Annotated in this window: 11 protein-coding genes; 2 read left to right on the top strand and 9 right to left on the bottom strand. The window is 63.3% G+C overall.

What is annotated here, in order from left to right:
- Window positions 1–8: 8 nt before the first annotated feature.
- Window positions 9–1,886 (bottom strand): AMP-binding protein, encoded by a 1,878-nt coding sequence (locus QW863_RS35270; RefSeq protein ID WP_315718537.1) that lies wholly within the window; start codon window positions 1,884–1,886, stop codon window positions 9–11.
- Window positions 1,887–2,141: 255 nt separating this feature from the next.
- On the opposite strand from QW863_RS35270, the gene QW863_RS35265 reads away from it, so the two are divergent.
- Complete coding sequence (locus tag QW863_RS35265) at window positions 2,142–3,086, top strand: AraC family transcriptional regulator (protein WP_315718536.1); 945 nt, start codon at window positions 2,142–2,144, stop codon at window positions 3,084–3,086.
- A gap of 406 nt (window positions 3,087–3,492) precedes the next feature.
- On the opposite strand, the gene QW863_RS35260 is transcribed toward QW863_RS35265, so the two are convergent.
- The 8 genes from QW863_RS35260 to QW863_RS35225 all read right to left on the bottom strand — a co-directional run bounded on the left by QW863_RS35260 (window position 3,493) and on the right by QW863_RS35225 (window position 20,259).
- A complete protein-coding gene (locus QW863_RS35260; protein ID WP_315718535.1) occupies window positions 3,493–4,428 on the bottom strand; it encodes a DUF2493 domain-containing protein in 936 nt (311 codons plus the stop codon).
- 340 nt (window positions 4,429–4,768) lie between these two features.
- Window positions 4,769–5,821, bottom strand: a complete 1,053-nt coding sequence (locus tag QW863_RS35255) for a toprim domain-containing protein (protein ID WP_315718534.1) — start codon at window positions 5,819–5,821, stop codon at window positions 4,769–4,771.
- Window positions 5,821–10,128, bottom strand: coding sequence for a strawberry notch-like NTP hydrolase domain-containing protein (locus QW863_RS35250; protein WP_315770023.1), 4,308 nt, complete (start codon window positions 10,126–10,128; stop codon window positions 5,821–5,823). Before QW863_RS35250 ends, QW863_RS35255 begins: the two co-directional genes overlap by 1 nt.
- Window positions 10,129–10,333: 205 nt before the next feature.
- The gene (locus QW863_RS35245) at window positions 10,334–12,457 is read right to left on the bottom strand and encodes a ParB/RepB/Spo0J family partition protein (protein ID WP_315718532.1); all 2,124 of its coding nucleotides are present in this window, start codon (window positions 12,455–12,457) and stop codon (window positions 10,334–10,336) included.
- Between the two features lie 101 nt (window positions 12,458–12,558).
- Window positions 12,559–13,515, bottom strand: a complete 957-nt coding sequence (locus QW863_RS35240) for an ArdC family protein (RefSeq protein WP_315718531.1) — start codon at window positions 13,513–13,515, stop codon at window positions 12,559–12,561.
- A gap of 395 nt (window positions 13,516–13,910) precedes the next feature.
- Complete coding sequence (locus QW863_RS35235) at window positions 13,911–15,590, bottom strand: recombinase family protein (protein ID WP_315718530.1); 1,680 nt, start codon at window positions 15,588–15,590, stop codon at window positions 13,911–13,913.
- Between the two features lie 320 nt (window positions 15,591–15,910).
- Window positions 15,911–17,068, bottom strand: a complete 1,158-nt coding sequence (locus tag QW863_RS35230; RefSeq protein ID WP_315770019.1) for a hypothetical protein — start codon at window positions 17,066–17,068, stop codon at window positions 15,911–15,913.
- A gap of 86 nt (window positions 17,069–17,154) precedes the next feature.
- On the bottom strand, window positions 17,155–20,259 hold the full coding sequence (locus QW863_RS35225; RefSeq protein ID WP_315718544.1) for a DEAD/DEAH box helicase: 3,105 nt from the start codon (window positions 20,257–20,259) through the stop codon (window positions 17,155–17,157).
- Window positions 20,260–20,617: 358 nt separating this feature from the next.
- On the opposite strand from QW863_RS35225, the gene QW863_RS36105 reads away from it, so the two are divergent.
- Window positions 20,618–20,695, top strand: a complete 78-nt coding sequence (locus tag QW863_RS36105; protein ID WP_409998038.1) for a transposase — start codon at window positions 20,618–20,620, stop codon at window positions 20,693–20,695.
- Window positions 20,696–20,996: the final 301 nt, after the last annotated feature.

The following is a 20,996-nucleotide window of genomic DNA, read 5'->3' as shown; positions in this document are numbered from 1 at the left end:
ATTCCCAACTACGCCCGCCCGCGTGGCGGTGTCGCTTCAATGCGATAGGTCTGCGGCAACGCCGACAGGCTCTCTGCAAGCCGGCCCAGCGCGACCTCGTCGATCGTTTCGACCGCAATGCAGACGACCGTGTTGAGCTTGTCGTCCTTGTTGACCTGGATGTCTGCCGCGGTTGCAGGACCGAATATCCGATCGACTTCCGTCCTGACCTTCTCCCGAACGGCGAGATCGCGAAGCGTCGGCTTGAAGATCTTGCCCACGGCGGTGACTGGAAGCGCGTCAAGCACCACCACGCGCTTCGGGCGCGCGGGGGGCTCGTGGACATTCTGCTCGAGGTAGTCGCAGAGCCGCGCGAGCTCGATCGTCTGCTGAGGCGACGGCACAACGAAGAGAATCGGAACCTCGCCAGCGTAGGCGTCCGGCATGCCAACGGCAGAGCTCATTTGCACGCCAGGATATGCATTGGCGACATCTTCGATGGCGGCGGGATCGATGTTGTGGCCGCTGCGAACGATGAGGTCCTTCTCCCGACCTGTGAGAACCAGCCGCTCGTCTGCGGTGAGGTAGCCGATATCGCCGGTCACGATCCAATCATCGTCGGTCAGGACGCCGACATTGTGCGTGGGATCGACATATCCGGGGAATACCTGCGGGCCCTTGGCCAGCACCAGCCCGCTCGTGAGCGGAGGACACTCCTTCCTCAGCTCCGGGTCGCCCAGTGCCACGATCTTCGTTCGCGAGAACGGCGCCCTGAATCCGACGCTGCCCTGAAGCGGCTCGCCGCGACCCGGGTTGAACGCGATCGCCGCCGCGGTCTCCGTCATCCCGTAAGTCTCGAACAACCTCACTCCCGTCCTGGCCTGGAAACGGTCACCAACCGCCTTCGGGAGCACCGCACCTCCAGTCAGCGCCATCCGGACCGAGCTGATATCGCAGGACCCGATCGGCACCTCCGCCAAAGCCGCAATGGAGGTCGGCACGCCGCTCACGATCGTCACGCGATGTCGTGCGACGGTGTACCAATAGTCGCGGACGACCTCCGGGACGCGCAGACCGTAGGGTGACGGAATGATCACGTGGCCGCCAGCGGCGAGAATCGACAGACCTGCAGTCATGGTGCCGCCGACATGAAACAGCGGAAACCCGTTCAGCGCGATGTCCAACTCGTCGAGCCCGTGAACCTGGGCGAAGCCCCATGCGGCGTGGATCTGGTTGCCATGTGTCAGGCGGACGAGCTTTGGACGTCCGGTCGTCCCTCCCGTGTGGAAGAGCGCGCACACCGACCGCCGATCATTTGACGGTTCGAAATCGAGCGCATCTCGGTGCTTCGAAGCGGCTTCGTCAAAGACGGCCATTCGGCCGTTCGCATCGCGACTCTCGCCTAGAACGAGAATCTTCTGCAAAGATCCGACCCGTGCGGCGACCTTGTTCGCCTTGTGCCAGAGCGCCGGATCGTCGGCTTCCGAAGGGATCACAAGCAACGCTGCATTCTGCGCGTCGAGGAGATCGACGATCGCGTCCTCGTTCAGCAGATAGTTGATCGAGCTCGCGACGCCGGCGACCTGGGCTCCGAGCAAGGCCGGAAAGACCTGCGGCAGGCTCGGGCAGAGGAATGCAACGGTCGGTCCATCCGGCCTGATGCCGGACGCCCTGAACAAGTTCGCCGCGCGGGATATGTCGGCAAGCAATTGACGGTGAGTGAGGCTGATTTCGCGGGATTCACGAGGTGTCAGAACGGTCAGTGCCTGCCGATCCGGATGCAATCGGGCGGTCGCCTCGAACAGGTGATACAGATTTCGCGCAGGTACGAGGGCGTCATATGGCAGCCGCTCCAGCGCCACGATGTCAGCAATGGAGCCGACAGGGCGCGTGAACCTCGTCGTCATCGGTGAAGGCAGGCCTCCCCCCATTGCTGCAGTCCCTGGCACGGCAAATCACGCACGCCCGCATCGGCATCCGCGACTGCTTCCTCCCATTTTTGTTCTCTTAGCTTGCCGCCCCGAGTGACGCTTGCCTCGGAGCGCAAAGCTTTTGCATGGCCGCGCAAAGTTGGCTTGCGTAGAGCCGCTGGGCAACTAGAATTGCGGAACGGTCCTTGTGCGATGCAAAATGCAGCTTGGGCTGCTCGCGATGGATGACCGATGGAGCTCGTGTTCACAACGGAAAGCCTTGAGCCTTCCAAGCGCTACGCTGCCTGGCAAGGCGCCATTTGCGACGTCTATGTCCATGTCGACGTCGAGGCCGAGCAACGGTCCGACTATCAGGGCTTCATCCGGGAAGCACGATTTGGCGTGCTGACGATGACCGACGTATTGCTGTCGGAGCAACGGATATCACGACGGGAGCGGCATATCGCCAGGCTCGACAAGGATTGCTACTACGTCGAATTCGTTCAACAGGGCAAGATCAACGTCCTGCAGGCAGGCCAGACGCTGAATACGAATCCCCACGTAGGTGCAATCTTCTCCGCGGCCGAAGCCTACGATCTGGAGTGCGTAGGGAAGGTTAGATCCCTCTACCTTGAGATTCCGCGCAAAGAATTTTCGTCGCGATTCACCGAGAACCGGATTCCCGTTGCGATGACTATTGCGACCGGACGCGGTCTTGGCCGGATCGCCGCCGAATTCTGTTCGACGTTGGCATCGGAAGCATCGTCAGTCGATGAAGCGGCGAGGTCGCGGCTCGGCGACGAGCTGATGGATGTTCTGGCTCTCGCCCTGGACATGGGCGACAAGGACCAATTTTCCGAGGACGCCACGGCTCAGAAAGCCCGCCTGCGCTCTGTCAAAGCCTGGATCGAGGAGCATCTCACCGACCACGACCTTTCGCTCGAGAAGATCGCACGGAACAACGGGGTCTCGCTCAGACACCTGCACTATCTTTTTCGACTTACGGACATGTCGGTGTCGGAGTGGATTCTCGACCGGCGCCTGCAACGGTCCTACGATATGCTGACACGACTTGAGCAGCGCGTGTTGTCGGTGACTGAGGTCGCCTACCAGCTGGGATTCAGCAGCTCGTCACACTTCAGCACCGTGTTCCGGCGGAAATTCGGGCATAGCCCGTCCGAGCTACGCCGACGATAGGCCGATGCTCAGTGGCCGAGCGGCTCAGGAGGCACTGCGCCGAGCTCCAGCACGTCCGCGTCGCCCACGCGACCATCAAACCTCGATTCACTCGACAGCTCCACCTTCGAGCAGTTGTGCCGCCAATCGCAAGGCACATCAAGGCCGGCACAGCGACGAGAGGCTGATCCATTTGCAGGTTGCGGGACCGTCGCCAAACACGAGAGCTGTTCGGGGATATTCCGGTCGAGAGGTAGCGCTGCCGATTGCAGGCATCGTCGCGGCGGTCAGCGACCACCATGCACCCTGCGCCACCAGGTCCGACGCATTCAAGCAGACATACATGTCGATGCCGAGCGCAGGAGTCGCTTGGGATGTCGCCGCAGCCGCTTGGACGAACGCAAAGGACCTGCACAGTTGACGGCGCTCACGCGCCGCCTTGCCCGAAGGTCCAGACGGGAATGCCGAGGCGGCGAGCCTTGTCAGCGAGATTGCCTTGGATCCCGGAGCCCGGGAAGACCATGGCGCCGATCGGCAGCGTCGCCAGCATGGCGTCATTGCGCTTGAAGGGGGCGGCCTTATTGTGTCTTGTCCAATCGGGCTTGAACGCGATCTGCGGAACCTTGCGGTTCGATGCCCATTTGCTGGCGATCAGCTCGGCCCCCTTCGGCGAGCCGCCATGCAGGAGGACCATGTCGGGATGCTTGGCATGGACCTTGTCTAGACGATCCCAGATGAGTGCGACGTCATTGAAGTCCGGTCCGCCGGTCAGCGCGATCTTGGGGCCTGGCGGCAGCATGACCTCCGTCTCAGCCCGATGCTTGGCGGCAAGGAAATCGCGGGAGTCGATCATGGCCGCCGTCAGCGTGCGATGGCTGACCTGCGATCCCGAGCGAGGCCGCCACGGCGATCGCGTATGGAGCTCGAAGGCCTCGGCGGCCAGATCGCGGAACAGCTCCATGGCGTTGCGACGCTCGACCAGTGACAGTCCTTCCGACGTCAGGCGCTCGAGCTCGACCGAGCGCACCTCGGAGCCGTTCTGCTCGCGCTGACTCGAGCGCTGCGCCTGCTCGTTGTCGTCGAGCTCGCGCTCGACGCGCATCGTGGCACGGTGGAACAGGTTGACCGTTGACCACAAGAGCTCCTTCAGCTCAGGCTCGAGGCGCGTCTCCGAGAGCGTCGCGACCAGGGCGTCGAAGATATCGGCGACCGCGCCGGCGATGACCCTGCCTTCAGGGAGCGGCCGAGGATCAGGCTCATCGTCGAAGGGGCGGTAGCCGTACAGCTGGAGTTCGGTCAGGGTGTTGTCGGTGCTCGACTGCGTATCGTGCGGCTCACGCATCTCGTCTTGCCGGTCGGACATGGGAATCTCGTCTATGTTCAGTGACCGCGTCGATCGCGGCCTTCCATGGCGATCTCCAAGACGGCGGGAGGACCGGACCAGAACCCGCTGATCCCCTCGAGCAGCGGGCCGGAGCGACAGCGGAGGATGGCGGTGTGCGCGGCTATTTTGCCTCGCGATGCAAAGGCCCGCCTGCGGGCCGGCGGAAAATAGCCACGCACCGCCATTGCCGGACCGGACCGCCTGCCGTCCGATCGCCTCTCAGAAGGCCCCGCCGCGGCTCTCTGACGCCCTGACGAGATCCTCTTGTCCCGACAATGTGCGGCGAGCGCCGAACGACTCTCCAGCGTCGAGCCGACGTTTAGGTCGCAGCCGCGCTCACGAAGCGCTCGGCATCTTCGGGCAGCAGCTGATGACGCAAGACGTCCAGGAGCTTGGCTGTCCCTAAAACGCGTAGGTCTTCGTTGAAGTCGTCCAGGTGAGGGCATAATGCGATCGCCTCGATACCGGCGTCCAGCGCGCGTGTCGTCAACGTCTCTGCCGCGGCGATACCAGCAGCATCAGCATCGACAGCGACATAGATCCGGCGCAGCGTGGCCGGCCACAGCAGATTCGCCAGATGGTTGGCCGAGAGCGCAGCAGCAACCGGCAAGGTCGGCAGCACCGTCCGCAACGACAGCATGGTCTCGATGCCCTCGCCGGCCGCAAGCACGTGCTTGGCGGTCCCGAAGCGCACGGCATGCCCAAGCAGATCGCCCATCGCCCGCCGCGGCGTGTCGATTGGCGCCTTGCCAAGCCGGCGATCGTCGAAGCCATCGGGATCCAGCCAGGTGCGATGAACCCCGGTGATGCGCCCCTCGAGGTCCGTCACAGCGGCAATCAGCGCGGGCCACGTCTCGACATCGGTGGCATCGTCCGGCCGATAGTAGCAACGTGGATGAAAACGTAGACCATCAGTGCCTGCGCGCGGGTCGATACCGCGATGAGCAAGATAGGCCTCGCCGCGCGTTCCAGACAGCGGCTGCCCCATCGCAAACAGCCGGCGAGCCGCTCGGGCGGAGTCGCGGGGGCGCACGTCATTCACAGCACCGACTGGAAGCTTGCGTTCCCAGTCCGGCAGCTTCAGAAAGCGGCGCGCCTCCCCGGCAACCTCGTGAAAGCTGCTCAGGCCACAAACCGAGCCGATGACGTCGAGCAGATCGCCATGCTCCCCGGTCGCAGCATCCGTCCATTTGCCCGCCGGCCCCTTCGACGAGGCGTGCAATCGCACGAACAATGATCGGCCCGGCGTGTTGTTGACATCACCGACCAACCAGTAGCGTCCCTGACGTCTGCCGTTGGACAGATAGTGACGGCACACCGCCTCGGCCTCACGCGCAAGGCGGCGCGCCAGTTCAGACGCGTCGTCTGACATCACGACAGCTCCCGCCCGCGGACCTCAGCAATTGGAAACCGCTCCAGAACGCTGGCTAGGATCGCCGGGCCGCTTGCATCGGTCGGCACGAACATCCGCAGCCTCCACGAGATGATCTCGCTGAACAGCCCGCAGGCCCTTAGACAATCCCGTAAGCCCGCAGGGAAGCCCAAGAGCTCGATCCGGTTGGCGCCCATGACGCGCACCCTCCGCAGCTGCAAGCCCTCATGAAGATCGAGTACGTAGCCGTCACGCAGCACGGATGTGAACACGTCATCGGGAACGAGCGAAGGTCGCTCGGTCGACACTGCGGTGACCCAACTGAGTGGCACCTTGCGGCCGATGATGCGCTCGCCCGCGTCGGTCTGGAGCCGGTAGACCCGCGTGGATTCCTGAGGGAGGCGTTTCCAGATCGGCAGCAGAAGCCCTGTGACGAGGTAGATCGTGGTGGTCGTGGACTCCGGAATGGATGCGAGTTCCGCACTCCAGCCGGCCTTGAACTGCTCGCGGTCTGCCTCGGCCCAATCATGCTCGGCCAGCCTGGCGAGCGGCAGAGTCTGGCGTCGCATCGGTCCGATCAGATGGACGCGCTGCTCGATCTCGCCATCGTCGAGCAACCAGCTCGGCGCCGGCACCTGGATCGCCGCTCGCCCCGAGCGGACATGGGTCACGGGAACAGCGCGGCGTTGCAACAGCCGCTCCAAGGCCTCGTTCAGCGGCATCGGCCGGTTGCGGTCACGCTGGGCGATGGTGACGAGATGCGTCTCGGCACCTGTTGCCGGATGGGTGTTGATGGTGCGCCGCTCCATGACGACGAAGCTTTCTGCACGCAGCGTCTCCAGACCGGCATCGAAAGTCCCGGATGCGACCGCGCCCTCGATCCGCGCCGCGAGCAACTGCTCGAACACCGTGAACAGGATGTTCTGCAGCTCGATGGTCAGCGCCAGCAGCCGGTTCAGGAATGTCGTGATCGGCGGCAGCTGGTCGCGAAGGCCGTTCTCGTCCGTGAGCTTCAATCCCGTGGCCTGCTCGAACCGCTGCAGCGAGCAGCTCCCCAATTGCCCACGGGCGAGCAGCCCATAGAACTGACGCAGGGCATCGCGGGCGTGCGGGCCTTCGAGATTGTCCTCCGGCCGGAACAGTCCCTGTCCGCCGGTCTGGCGCTGGCCACGGGTGATCGCGCCCAACGTGTCGAGCCGGCGCGCGATCGTCGACAGGAAGCGCTTCTCGGCTTTCACGTCGGTGGCGATAGGGCGAAAGAGCGGTGGCTGCGCCTGGTTGGTGCGATTGGTCCGGCCAAGCCCCTGGATCGCGGCATCCGCCTTCCAGCCTGGCTCCAGTAGATAATGCACCCGCAGCCGCTTGTTCGTCGCCGAGAGCTCGGCGTGGTAGCTGCGGCCTGTGCCGCCGGCATCCGAGAACACCAGGATGCGCTTCCTATCATCCATGAACGCTGCGGCCTCAGCGAGGTTGGCAGATGTCGCCCTCGTCTCGACCACCATCCGATCGCGGACGCGGACGATCCGTCTCGACCTGCCCGTGACCTCAGCGACCATGTCCGTGCTGAAGCGCTGAACGATCTGGTCGAGCGCACCCGGCACCGGGGCGAGCGAAGCGAGATGTTCGATCATCTGATCGCGGCGAGCGACCGCTTCGCGGCTCTCGACCGGCCGGCCATCGCGAGTGACCGGACGCGACAACAGATTTCCCTCGCGATCGGTGAACGGCTCGTAGAGCTGGACCGGGAAGGAATGGGCGAGATAATCGAGGACATATTCGCGCGGCGTGATGTCGACCTGGACGTCGCCCCACTCCTCGGTCGGGATCTCGGCCAGCCGGCGCTCCATCAGGGCTTCACCTGTGGAGACGATCTGGACGACCGCGGCGTGGCCAGCATCGAGATCGCGCTTGATCGCCTGAATCAGCGTCGGCGTCTTCATCGAAGTCAGGAGGTGCCCGAAGAAGCGCTGCTTCGCCGACTCAAAGGCCGAGCGCGCGGCCGATTTGGCCTGGGCGTTGAGCGTGCCGGTTGCGCCGGTGATGTTGGTCGCCTGCATCGCGGCCTCGAGGTTGTTGTGAATGACCGCGAACGCCTCGGCATAGGCATCATAGATCCTGACCTGCTCGTCCGTGAGCCGGTGCTCGAGCGGCTCGTATTCGACGCCCTCGAAGGACAGCGAGCGCGCCGCATAAAGCCCGAGGGCCTTGAGATCGCGCGCCATCACCTCCATGGCCGCGACGCCGCCCTGCTCGATCGCCGCCACGAAGTCCGCCCGCGTCGCAAACGGGAAATCCGCGCTGCCCCACAGTCCCAGCCTCTGGGCATAGGCCAGATTGTGAACGGTGGTCGCGCCTGTCGCCGAGACGTAGACGATGCGGGCATTGGGCAGCGCATGCTGCAACCGCAATCCGGCGCGGCCCTGCTGTGAAGCCGCCTGATCGCCCCGATCGCCCTTGTGGCCTGCGGCGTTCTGCATCGCATGGCTCTCGTCGAAGATGATCACGCCATCGAAATTCCGTCCCACCCAGTCGACGATCTGTCGCACGCGGGAAAGCTTCTCGGCCTTCTCGTCGGTCCGCAGCGTGGCGTAGGTCGTGAAAAGGATGGCCTCATCGAGCCGGATCGGCGCCCCCTGGCGGAAGCGCGACAGCGGCGTGACCTGAAGCCGCTCCATGCCGAGCGCTGCCCAGTCGCGCTGCGCGTCCTCGATCAGCTCGTCGGACCTGCTGATCCAGACCGCCCGGCGCCGGCCCTTCAGCCAATTGTCGAGCAGGATGCCGGCGACCTGGCGGCCTTTTCCGGCGCCCGTGCCATCACCGAGGAACCAGCCGCGCCGGAAGCGGACCGCCGTCTCCGTGTCCTCTCCGACCGCACGGACCTGGTCGAAGGTCTCGTCGACCGTCCAAAAGCCGGCGAGGAGTCCACCATGCGCTTCGCCAGCAAAGATGAGACTCTCGAGCTGCGCGCCGGACAGCACGCCTTCGGCGACGATCCTGGCCGGAAGATGCGGCCGATAGGACGGCTTGGGCGGTGCGACGGAGGCCATCGCCGCCGACTGCACGAGCTTCGTGGGATGAGGCTGCACGCCCGGAATCCGGATCGACTGCAACTGATACGTCTCATAGAGCGCGTCAGTCAGGCGAGTTCCTTCGTCGGAGACCTCATCCACGATGTCGTAGGCGAGCTCGCAGCCCTCAGGCTCACTGGACGTCGGCGATGGAGAGGAGCATGCGGGATCCAGATCCCGTCTCGAACGAATTTTTGCACGCTGCCCCACCTGAGCGACAAACCGGCCGGCCATCGGCGGCCGCGGTGGCACGAGCGCCGTGATCCAGCCGAGCAAGGTCCTGACATCAGGTGCCACCCCGGCAGATTGCGGAAACACACGAGCGTCCGGCGCTGGGCGCTTGTCGATCACGAGCATCCGTGTGGCGGTTGTCGTGCCCTGCCGCGCATAGACAGTGCCATCGATCGCCGCGGAGAACACCAGACGACCGCGCTCCTGCAGATGCACGAAGGCATCCGTCCAGGTCGGATTGTCGGGCGCAAGGCCGGCGGCCGTGATTGCGACCAGTCGCCCACCGTCTCCAAGACGTGCGAGGGCCGAAGACACATGGCGCAACGCCGTATCGGCCAGCGGACGGTCCACACTCGCGGTCGCCGAGAACGGGGGATTCATCAGAACCACGCTTGGAACGAAGGCCGCATCGAGATGATCATCGATCTGCGCGGCGTCGAAGCGGGTCACGGTCAGACCCGCGAACACCAGATCGAGCAAGGCTGCGCGACTTGCAGCGAGCTCATTGAGCAGAAGCGAGCCGCCAGCAAGCTCCGCAAAGACGGCCAGGATTCCTGTCCCCGCCGATGGCTCGAGCACCCGATCGGCCGAGGTCACTTGCGCCGCCGCGGCCGCAGCGAACGCCAATGGCAGCGGGGTCGAGAACTGCTGAAGACTCTGGCTCTCGAGTGAGCGCCTGGTGTGGCTCGGCAGTAGGGCCGCGACCTTTGCGACCATCGGCAGCATGGCCGGGGGAGTGCCTTTGCTGGCCTTGATCATCGCTGGACCGTGCTTGACGAGGAATAGGACAGAGGCGATCTCACAGGCGTCGTAGGCCGTCTTCCAATCCCAGCTTCCATCGGCGTCACTGGCGCCAAACGCGGTCTGCATGGCCAGGCGCAGGCACCTGGCATCGATCCGCTCGCCACGGGTAAGGTTTGGCAGCAGCAGCTCGGCTGCACGAAGGACGGCCTTGGCGCGCGCAAGCAGCGCGAAGGGCGCCGCAGGTGAGCTCGTCTCGGTGATCATGTCGAGGAACCTTCAAGGAGAGCGGAACACGGAAGAGCACCGCCGAACGCTCTCTCCGGTCCGGCGGACTCAATCGCGCTGCTCCGCCTCTCTCACTCTCGAGCTGCTCGACGCGACAGTGACCTCCATGAAAAAAGCCCGGCCGATCTGACCGGGCTTGCACTTCGGTTTCTTCAGGTTGGGATCGGCCGCGAAGGCAAGCTGATCATTCCGCGGCAACTATCTCCTCCACGTCGTCAGCGCCTTCCGTCGCCTCCTCATCCTCACTGAGGAACGCCGGCAGGCTAGCGGAATCGACGCCATCGACCGCCTGCGTTACCTCGGCATCCGCGCCACGCAGCGGCTCGGGCAACCAGCGACTGCCTTCAAGCAACCGCTCGGCTTCACGCGCCATGTCCGGCTTCCTCAGATGCTCGATGAGCTGCGCCGACGCTTCGCCCTTCGCTTCTCGCACGGCCCGCAGGATGCGGTGCTTGGTGACGCGACCGAGATAGGTGTCGACGGTGGGCTTCCAGCCGGCGCTGATCATGTCGAGCCCGACGGCGCGCGACAGATGGTCGGCCTGTTCGAGGCGCCCGCGGACGCCATGGGCGGACAGGCGGCCTTGATGCAGGCGGTTGGCCGGCTCAAAGATCGCGTTCACCGCCTGCGCGGCGCAATGGGCGAACAGCTCTGCCTGGGCCGCTCCGTCCATCGTCGTCAACGCTGCCCAGAGGTCCTTGCCGTTGGCCGGCAGCTTCGCCTTCCAGGCCGCGTGACGCGCGACGATCGCCTTTGCCGGAGCGCTGTCCTGCAGGCCCGGTGGCTGCGCCGGGAAGCTCGGGGTGCGCAGCGAGATCTCCAGGCAGTTGAGGACTGACCCGTAGGGATAGAAGGCCGCGAGCACGAAGGTGTGCAGCACCGCCTGGAAGGCGATGGATGGCTCTCGGCCGAGTGCCTCACGAAGGGCGAGCGTGCGATACGCCGAGAGCTCGCTGATCAACCGGTCGGGCAGCGGCCGCTCGACATCCTCCGCGTCGGCGGGCGCTTCCTGCTCGCCGTGACCGATGACGATTCTCGCCGCCGGCACCCCGCCCTCCATATCCGGAATGGCGGTCGCAGTGTCCCTGTCGTGACCAGCTTCGGTCTCCGGCTCATCTTCCGACACCACGGCCTCATCCTCGGGTCGGACGAAACCGCGGGCGACGCGCAGTCGGCCTTCCGAGTCGATGCTGACGAACGCGCCAGCGCGCGCCATCTCGGCTGCATCGAAGATCATCGGCCGTTCGTCAAAGGACTGCAGCGCCGCCTCGATCTCACCGAGACGCTGATCGACATCCTCAGGCAGTTCATCGGCCTGACCGTGTTCGGCCTCGAGCCTGGCCTGCTCAGTCCGCAGCGCTTCCATGGTCGCCCGCTCGTCGGCGGTGAGCTCTGCCGGCTGCCCGTGAAGCTCGCGCAAGCCATGAGTATGCCCGAAAGGGAAGTCCACGGCGGCCGCGATCCACTTCCAGCCCTCAAGGCCAATCCGCTCCGCCTCCGCCTTCAGCTTCTCCGCCACGAGCCGGTCCAACAGCGCGACATCGTGGAGCCAGCCGCCATCGTCGGCCTCGAACAGATCCCGCAGCACAGCGCCACCGGCCATCTCGTAGGCAGCCAGCCCTATGAACTGGACCCTGCGGTCGAACGCCCGAACCGTCTGCTCGGTGAGTTGCCGCCGGATCTGGTAGGGCGAATCGCCGCCGGAACGGCTGACCTTGTCCCAGACCTCCTGTTGGCGTGCATGATCCGACGTCACCGAAAACGCCATCAGCTGCTCCAGGGTCATGCCGTCGGCGGCATACACGTCCAGAAGCGCCGGCGAGACCGCGGCCAGCCGCAGCCGCTGCTTGACGACCGCAACGGTCACGAAGTGCCGCGCCGCGATCTCCTCCTCTCCCATGCCGCCGTCACGCAGGGCCTGGAACGCCTGAAATTGATCCAGGGGATGCAGACCGACACGCTGGTCGTTCTCGGCGAGCGAGTCGTCCAGGGCGGAACCGGAATCGCGCACCACGCAAGGCACAGCTTGCGTTTTCGCCATCCGCTTCTGCTTGACGAGGAGTTCGAGGGCACGGTAGCGGCGGCCGCCCGCCGGCACCTCGAACATCCCGGTCTCCTTGCCGTCAGCATCGAGGACGGCCCGAACGTTGAGGCTTTGCAGCAGCGTCCGCTCGGCGATGCTCTCCGCCAACTGTTCGATGGAAACGCCGTCCTTGACGCGGCGTACGTTGGATTGGCTCAGCACCAGCTTGTTGAAGGGGATGTCACGCGACGGCGACAGCGTGATCTTCTGGGCGGCTTTGGTCATCTCTTGGTTCTCCGCGAAGGGTAGCCCGGAGCCTCTCTCTCAGGCCTTCACCCCTCGCAGAGCACCTCTCGCCCTCTTCCTCTCCTCCTCGTTGAGCAAGCTCAGGCAGCGGTGCAATCCGGTCCGATCGCCTCAGTGCCGCCAGCCGCACCAGGTGCGAAGCCGAGGAGATAGTCGGCCACGCGGCTTGCCTGGCTCGCCGCCCGGACGATAGCGCGATTGTCCTCGCGCAGGACATCGAGCCAGAAGCCGATATAGTCCGCGTGGCGCAGGGTCGGCACGATGCCAAGCGCCGCGCAGCTGAAGGCGGATGCTATCTCGGCGATCAACTCCTCGAAGGCGTATTCGCGGCTGCCGAACCGCCCCGACAAATCACGCTTGAGCCGGGAGGCATGACCGCTGGCATGCGCGAGCTCATGCAAGGCTGTGCGGTGCCAGTTGATCGGCTCGAAGAACGCCGCAGGCGGCGGGACCTGCACGAAGTCCTCGACCGGAGCATAGAAAGCCCGGTCACCGCCAATCCGGAAGTCGACGCCACTGTTCTTAATCAACGACTCCACGGCGGGCTGGATAGCACCGGCCGGCGCCGGCGGTGCCGTGGTCGCGATATCGTCCGGCAGAGCCGAGCATTGGTCGGTGTTGAAGACAGTAAAGCGCTTCAGAAACGGAACGGCGTGCGCCTCATCGCCGGTTTCGCGCGCACGCCGCCGTTCGTCGGATGGGACGAAGCGATCGGCATAGACGACCGTGACACCGCGTTCGCCCTTGCGGACATGGCCGCCTAGAGACAAAGCCTGTCGAAACGTCAGCCAGCTCTGGCCGCGAAACCCGCGCTCGATCACCGCTCCCCAAAGTATCAGAACGTTGATCCCTGAGTACGATCGCCCGGTCGCGGCATTACCGGGCAAGGCAAGCTGAGCTTTCGCAGCTTGCCTTCCCCATGGCTGGATCCAGGGCACGCGGCCGGCCTCCAGCTCGCTGATGATGTTGCTCGTGATCTCCTCATAGAGGCTCGCCCGGCCCTCACCGGCATGCGCTCCAACTCTCCGTTCCTGCATCGCGGATCTCCGCGACGGGCGCGGCAAAACTCTCTCGCCGCTTCCAACCCGTCACGGCCAACTCGGCCTGCACTCTTCCTCTAGGAGAGCCATGAGCGCACCAACCGTCTACCGGGCAGTCCGCATTCGCTTTGCTCCGGAGGAGGCGGCCCGCGCGGGTTCGGAGCAGATCGCCTCACCTGGGCAGCCGTAACCGTCGAACCGATTTCGCATAAACGGAATTTTGCCTTGCGCCGTCGGGCAAATCAGTGGTTAATAAGGTGCTGGCTCAACTCGGGAGACAGTGATGGCCGAACAATCAGATCCGGCATCCGACCTTGTTCAAATCTCCAAAATGAACGGCGATTTCCGACGCAACTACGGACCGTTCCTTGGAGCGTATCTCTACTTGCGCTCTATCGAAGCCGTGCGCCAGCGCCCTTGTCGGCGGATCGGGATGTTTTCACTGATCGGGACCGCTGTCGCTGCATTGTTCGCACGACACGCCTGTCCTTGGTAAGCAGGCGGACCAGCGCCCGGGTAAGTTCACTTTCCGTCTTGAAGTAGGCGACGCCATGGTCGGCACGCCCATTCTCACGGAATCTGATCATGTTGCTGTCGTTCGGAACCGTTGGCATCAGGACGTAGTCGAGAATGGCCCTATTATGTTCATCTAGCCGGATTGCTACGATCCACCCGACCGGTAGACGCCGACACGAGACCGTCCAAAAGGGAGAAAATCCCGGCCGCGCTCCAGCCGTCCAGTAAGCCACCCGAAAATAGATCTGCCACTTCTTGTCAACAATCAGATGCTGCTCGGGAACACCGACGTTGATCCAACGGCTTTTCACGCTGTGAAGGTTTGCGCTGCATCCTTCTTTTTCCATCCTTTGGCAAAGGCGTACGGCGAGAGCTGAGAGTGGCTCAACCCACTCCTGACGGATGTCCATGTACTCACAGCGTCGCTGCGACTGATATCCAATCAGCCTGTAGGCATTTCGCAAAGTCCCGAAATGATCAACAAAGGTTCGGGCGGACGGGAGCTCGGCCGTTGCGTTGATGATCGTCGGGGTGAGACGCCCCTCCTTCTTCAATGTCTTCTTCAGACGGAGCAGCATCTCCTCTTCACTGATGTCGACGCGCCTCTCTTTCATGATTTTCTGAACAGCAAGAAAGACGTCATTCGCAACGATAGGTTCAAAGCAACGTTCAGCACGGACCCATAGGTTCGGGGGATTGTTGATACGCTCACCGCCCAGCTTGCTTGACTGCCGGTTATAGACCAGATTGCCGACGTAACTTTCGTTTCGCAGCATGCGGCTGATCGTGGGAGCTCTCCAGGGCTTCCCTCGGCACCATACCCGGTTGCGATTGAATTCCTTTGCGATGGCCTTCTCGGACTTCACCTGAAGGAACCGAGCGAAGATCCGCCTCACAATGGCGACCTCGTGTGCATCGCCAGGCCGCAGACGAATATGATCGGTCTGAAGATATTTCCGTTCTCCCTTTCCCATGATCCTCTTCGGCTGAAGGCGCTCGTCGACCAGAACGCGTTCAAGGCCGTAGCCAATGGGCCCGCCGGGCAAAAATCCAAGTCCAACAAAGCGGCAAATACCCGTATGCACCTTGACCGACAGTTCACGGCTGTATTCGGCGGCCATGACCCTTTTGAGGTTCTTGACGATGTTAGAGAGCATGCTGCCATCGTTGTCGAACTGCTCGGCGCAATAGTTGACACTGATCCCGGCTTGCTTGCAGATAAACTCGTAGTGTGCAGCTTCGTCGGCGTCCTGGAACCGCCCCCACCGGCTGATGTCGTAGACGAGGATGTGGTTGAACTCGGCGCGTCCATTGCTGACATCCTCGATCAGCTTGGCAAGTCCCGGCCTGTTCTTGATTTTGAGACCGCTCTCACCATGGTCAGCATAGGTCTTGACGATCGCAAGTCCATGGGCATGCGCGTAAGCCGCGATCGCTGCAGCCTGATTTTGGATTGAGTACCGCTGATAGTCCGTGGACATGCGGACATATTGCGCTGCGCGCCCATCGAGGGATCGGGGGAGGTGGGTCTCACGGACGACGAGTGCGTTTGACACTGATCACGCCTCCGACGGGTTGTCCAAACAAGCAGACGCCAATTCCGCGCCGCTGACAAGTCTGCGTGCCCGTCGTGAGAATACGCCCCTCGGTATGGCCGCCGGTTGTCGCCATGTCCCGTGACCTCGAAGAATGCACGGTCCTTCTACAGCAGTTGCTCCCTGCCATCGCTCGTCTCGGTCAATCAGACCGAGACCTAGATCGCTGAGGTGATCGTAAACTTGACCGACGGAGGCCGCTTCCGCGTGTTGGCGGAATGCCCCCCGACATGCCGTCTCGAGCACGAGGTCGGCTTTGCGGCGCCCAAGCGCGAGGCTTGTCATCCCAGCTCGGCAAGCTCGTTGGATGGGTAGATTTGTTCCTCCATCCATTTCAAGGCCGCTATCAAGCTGGCTCTGCCCGCAGGGTCCTGTACGATCGTCCTCAATGAAATTGACGGGTATTTCGAGAGATCAGCTTCGCGAAGGTCCGCCCCCTTGATTGCGTTGAAACGCTCCAGCAGCTTGCGTCGAGCATCCATCGATCCGAATATCGGCTTGTTCTCGAGGGCCCCAAATTGGAGCCATAGCTTTCCGTCCGACGACAGATATGTTGGATTGATCAGCACCCCGCCTGGTTTGAATACCGGATAGACCGAGCCATTCTCCTTTCCTGTCCCAAAGACGAGGGGACGTTTGCCTCCCTTGGCCATCCATGCAAAGATTTCCCTCGCAACATCCAGCTCATCGGGCCCGACGGTCCGGGACAGCTTCTCGAACAAGGTTTGTTCATTCCACCTCGTCACGCCCCCCAGACGTTTTCGGGTCATGGCCTGGTTCTGTCCGTAGATCGTTGGTACGATCGTCTTTAGATCCTTGTTGACGAACTGACGCAGCTCGACCGCCAGCACTTCCACAGGATTCATCTGTCTGTTGAGGAATTCCACGACACGGCGCAATTCGACGGGTATCACGTCGGCAAGGAAAATGAGCCGAATCTTTTCAGCTTGAAGATTTGTGCCGACCCGTTCCCAGAATTCGTTGATACTGGCCTCGGTGCCGAGCAGCTCTCGAAGCGCAGCCTCCGACGTAAGGCCCTGCTCCAGGCAGGTCTTGTCCAGAGAGGATTGCAGCCCCTCTACTGACCAGTAAGATGCACAGCTGGCCGCGTAGTCCAGCATTTGACCAATGAACTCCCGCCGGAGACGGCTATCGCTCTGCCGCTTAATCTCCACCAAGGTCAGGATGCCATCCTGGTCGATGAACACGTGGTCGATCGACCATAGAGACGCGCTCGCCTCCCCCGTCGAGATCGGCTGCTCACGCTTTACGAGGAGCCATCGCCTTGGGCTCTGCGGATCGATCTGATCGCCAACAAGCAACTCCGGAAATCGAGCCAGCAAGCGCTGGAAGTCGTCTTCGGTCGCAAACTGGCCTGGTTCCATCGCGACCAGAGCGTCCTCCCCCTTCAGCAAGAAGACCCCAGAAAGCCCAGTCATGTTTTCCCCTCAGATAGTTTCTTCTTGGAATCCGCAGGGCGCCTTGTCTATCAGGTAACGCCACAAATGGACTCGCGTATCATCCGCTATTCGTCCAGGAGGTCCAGAAACCGTTCGATCCTTCGTAAGGGAGGCTCGCCGCCGCGCTCGGCATAGATGAGCCGATTGCCATCACGCTGCAGCAGGCGTGAGCACGATTTTCCAATCCGCCCCGGAAGCAGCATGGCCGCAATCGCCTCTGGCCCGACATCGAGACGCATGATCCCACGCTCCCTGCAATTCACCCTGAGCCTGGCCACAGCGAAAAAGTCGCAGGCCGCCGGTGGCAGAGTGCCGAAGCGGCGTTGCGTTTCGTCCTCGAGTTCTTCGAGTTCGTCATCCGTTCGGCACCGCGCGGCGCGCGCGTAGATCTCGAGCCTGAGCGCCTCCGACTGCACATAATCCGACGGAAGCAGCTCGGCGATGGGGAGGTTCAGCTCCGGAACCCAAAGAGCGGACATCCCTTCGCGGTCGCCCTCGAGCGCCAGGGTCAGCAGATGGCCATAGAGTGTCGGGCCGAACACCTGCACGTGGCCGGACTGCCGATCCGACAGCATGTCGCCGCCGCCGCGCAGGTCGAGATCACGCGCGCTGATCGCAAAGCCGGCACCCGGGCGGTTCAGCTCCTCGAGAACGGACAGCCGCTTCTCCGACCGGTCGGAACCGCCCGCCGTAAGGAAATGCGCGAACGCGCGAATGCCGCCCCGCCCTACCCGACCGCGGAGCTGATGCAGCTGCGCCAGGCCAAATTTTTCAGGCCAGCATACGACGATGGTGTTGGCCCGCGGGATATCGAGACCGCTTTCGACGATATTGGTCGCGAGCAAGACGTCCGCATTGCCTTCGACGAATTTCATCAGCCTTTCGTCGATCTCGTCTGTAGGCAACCTGCCGTGAATCGCAATGATCCGAAGCTCGGGCGCCGACGCGTGGATCCGGGCCAGCATCGGATCCAGATCCTGAATCCTCGGGCAGATCACGAAACTCTGGCCGTTGCGTCGCTGCTCGCGCACCAGGGCAGCGGCGATCCCAATGTCGGAAAGCGGCGCAACCTTGGTCACGACCGGAACACGATGAACCGGCGGCGTCGCAATCACGCTGAGATCCCGCAGGCCGGTCAAGCCCGCGGCGAGCGTGCGTGGGATGGGCGTCGCGCTCATCCAGAGCCTATGACCGTTCTTGTTGAGACCGGACAGCATGGCCTTGTCAGCCGCACCGAAATGCTGCTCTTCGTCGATGATGATCAGGCCAAGATCGGCAAACTTGATCTCCTTGGCGGCCAGCGACAGTGTCCCGACGACGACTTTGAGCTCACCGCTCTTCAATCCTTCGCGCACCTTGCGCGCCTCGGCCGTCGACGCAATCCGTGACAGGTTTCCGACGTCGATGCCGAGCGTCGCAAAGCGTTTGCGGAACGTCTCGACATGCTGTCGCGCCAACACCGTGGTCGGAACGACGATTGCAACCTGCTTTCCCGCCAGGACGGCAGCCGCAGCGGCGCGCAACGCGACCTCGGTCTTGCCGAAGCCGACATCGCCGCAGACGATGCGGTCCATCGGGTGCCCCGACGCGAGATCATCGAGAACGTCGCGGATGGCCTTGGCCTGGTCCGGGGTGGTGAAATACGGAAACCGCGCGGCGAACTTCTCATAGGTGGCCGGCCGCGGCACGAGCTTCGGCGCCGGCCGACGCCGGCGCTTGCTCCTCTGCTTGGCGAGCTGCTTGGCAACGACATGAATTTCGGTCTCGGCGTCGGCTCGCCGTGGCCGCCATGAGCTGCCGTCGGCTTTGTCCAAGGACGTATCGCCGAGCTCGGCGGCGTAAGGCCAGATCAAGGCCAGCTCGGCAAGCGGAACGAGAACGGCGTCATTCCCGGCAAATACCAGCCTGACCATCTCGCGTGGGGAGACCCCTCCGCCGCCCATCGACCGCAACCCGCCGAGCCACGCCAATCCGCGCTGCATATGAACGACCACGGATCCGAGCTCGGGCAGGCCCACGGCATCGAAGCCCGGCGTCCATGCCCAGTTCGTGGGATGCGGCTGATGTGCCCTACTGCCGAGAACGTCGGATGCGGTGATGACGACGAGTGGCTTCCGACCGGGAACGACGAAGCCAGCATCGAAGCCGGCCAGCAAGGCAGCTTCTTGCCTGCCCCGCGCCGTCGCCTCCGCCCAGTCCGCGACGCATTCGGCCTTGACGCCGCTCATCCGCGCCATCAGGCGCAAATCCGCCTCTACCGCGGCAACGAACAGCACACGCGCGTCAATGTGCTGGGCTTCCTCGATGAACGCGCGCAGCGCCTTTCGGGGGGCGGTTTGCCTGAAGAACTCCGGAGTCGCCCGATATGGCGCTGTCGGAGGCAGCAGAGCAATCCTCTTCGCCACCTGGCTCCATTCGCGCCGGCTCAGATAGGCGCGATCGCGCTCGGCACGGGCCGCCGCATCCTCGATCGTACTCAGCCAAGTGTTCGCATGCTTCGGCACCGCCGTGTCCGCGATCCACTTGGCGCGCGCGCAATACTCGAACAGGTTTGACCTGTTGCGGGCGCGCTCGTTGAACGCGAGCCGCTCTGACATCGGATCGATCTGAAGCTCCTTGAACTCGGAGATCATCTGCTGATCCATCGGATTGAAGCTTGCAATCCGCCTTATCTTGCCTCCGGAATGCTCGATCCTGAACGGACCGAGCGCACCGGCGGGGAAAATCTCGAACGTATTGCCGTGAAACAGCACTCCGCCGGGATAATCGGGGCTGTCGTCGAGGTCGTATCCGAGCGCCTCGAAGCGCGCCTCGAGCTGCTGTTCGGAATAGGCATCGCCGACCCGAAGCAGCATGCCGGTGCGCGACCAGTGAGCCGGCAGCGGCAGGCGCTCCATCATCGCCTCCGCGGTGGTGATCAGCAGGACCGGCTTCTTCGCGCCCGCAAGACGCCTCAACACGGAGCTCCGCCTGCCGGCGATGTCACGTGATGGTTCGAGCAGATCAAACGGCAGCGTGTTCAGTCGCGGATAGACGAGCACGTCGCAACCCGGCTCAAGAACGTGGATGATGGAACCGAGCCGCTCGGCTCTGCGATCATTCTCGGCGAGAAACACGAGGCCGCTTCGGCCGGCCGCTTGCCATACTGTCACGAGGTGCAGCGCCAGCAGCCCCAAGGGTGACGACGAGGACACGCGCAACCTGGGCACCACCGCCTTCTTGGCCGTGACCGAAGTCTTCTTGCGCGGGGCACCCATTTTTGGCGCGGTGGCGGGCTTCGGTGAAGCAGCCTTGCGCTGCGCCGCGCTTCTGGGAGTACGAAGAACTGAGGACAAGGAGATCGTCTCGTGCGAGGTGGTCGACACCAGGAGTCCTCCCGGCGAATCTTTGATGAGCTTTAACGCATTCGGGACTCAAAGGGGACCCTCACGATCTCCATCGCGCCGCTCTCACCGGCTATGCCGGGCTGATGCAGGCGGACGTCCATGACGGCTTCGACGAGCTCTTCGCCCCCCGCAGGCCCGCCCAATCATCGACGTCGGCTGTTGGGCGCACGCGCGCCGCAAGTTCTTCGAGATCGCACGCCAAGGCGCCGATCGCGATTGAAGCCGTCGCGCCACTTCCGACCTGTTTACGAGAGCTTCGAGAACCATACGACGGAAGACATCAGAAGATATGCAATGCAGGGCCTTCGATGGCAAGACTTTACGGCTGCGAGCTGAAGGCGATTCGGTTTCGCCTTGAAGCGGATTGCCATACAAACTATGAGGCCCAGGCTGTCATCGCGAGCTAAGGCCATTCTGCCCACAGATCGTCAGCTTATTCACTCACGGATCGTGTCCCCAAGCGTGGTGTAGCTGGCGGCCCACCGCGTTCGCCGGCTGGAGCCGGGCCTGTCAGCTGGCGA

Source organism: Bradyrhizobium sp. SZCCHNR1017 (genome assembly GCF_032381375.1).
Lineage (GTDB): Bacteria > Pseudomonadota > Alphaproteobacteria > Rhizobiales > Xanthobacteraceae > Bradyrhizobium.
This window is presented reverse-complemented; position numbering and strand designations above follow the sequence as displayed.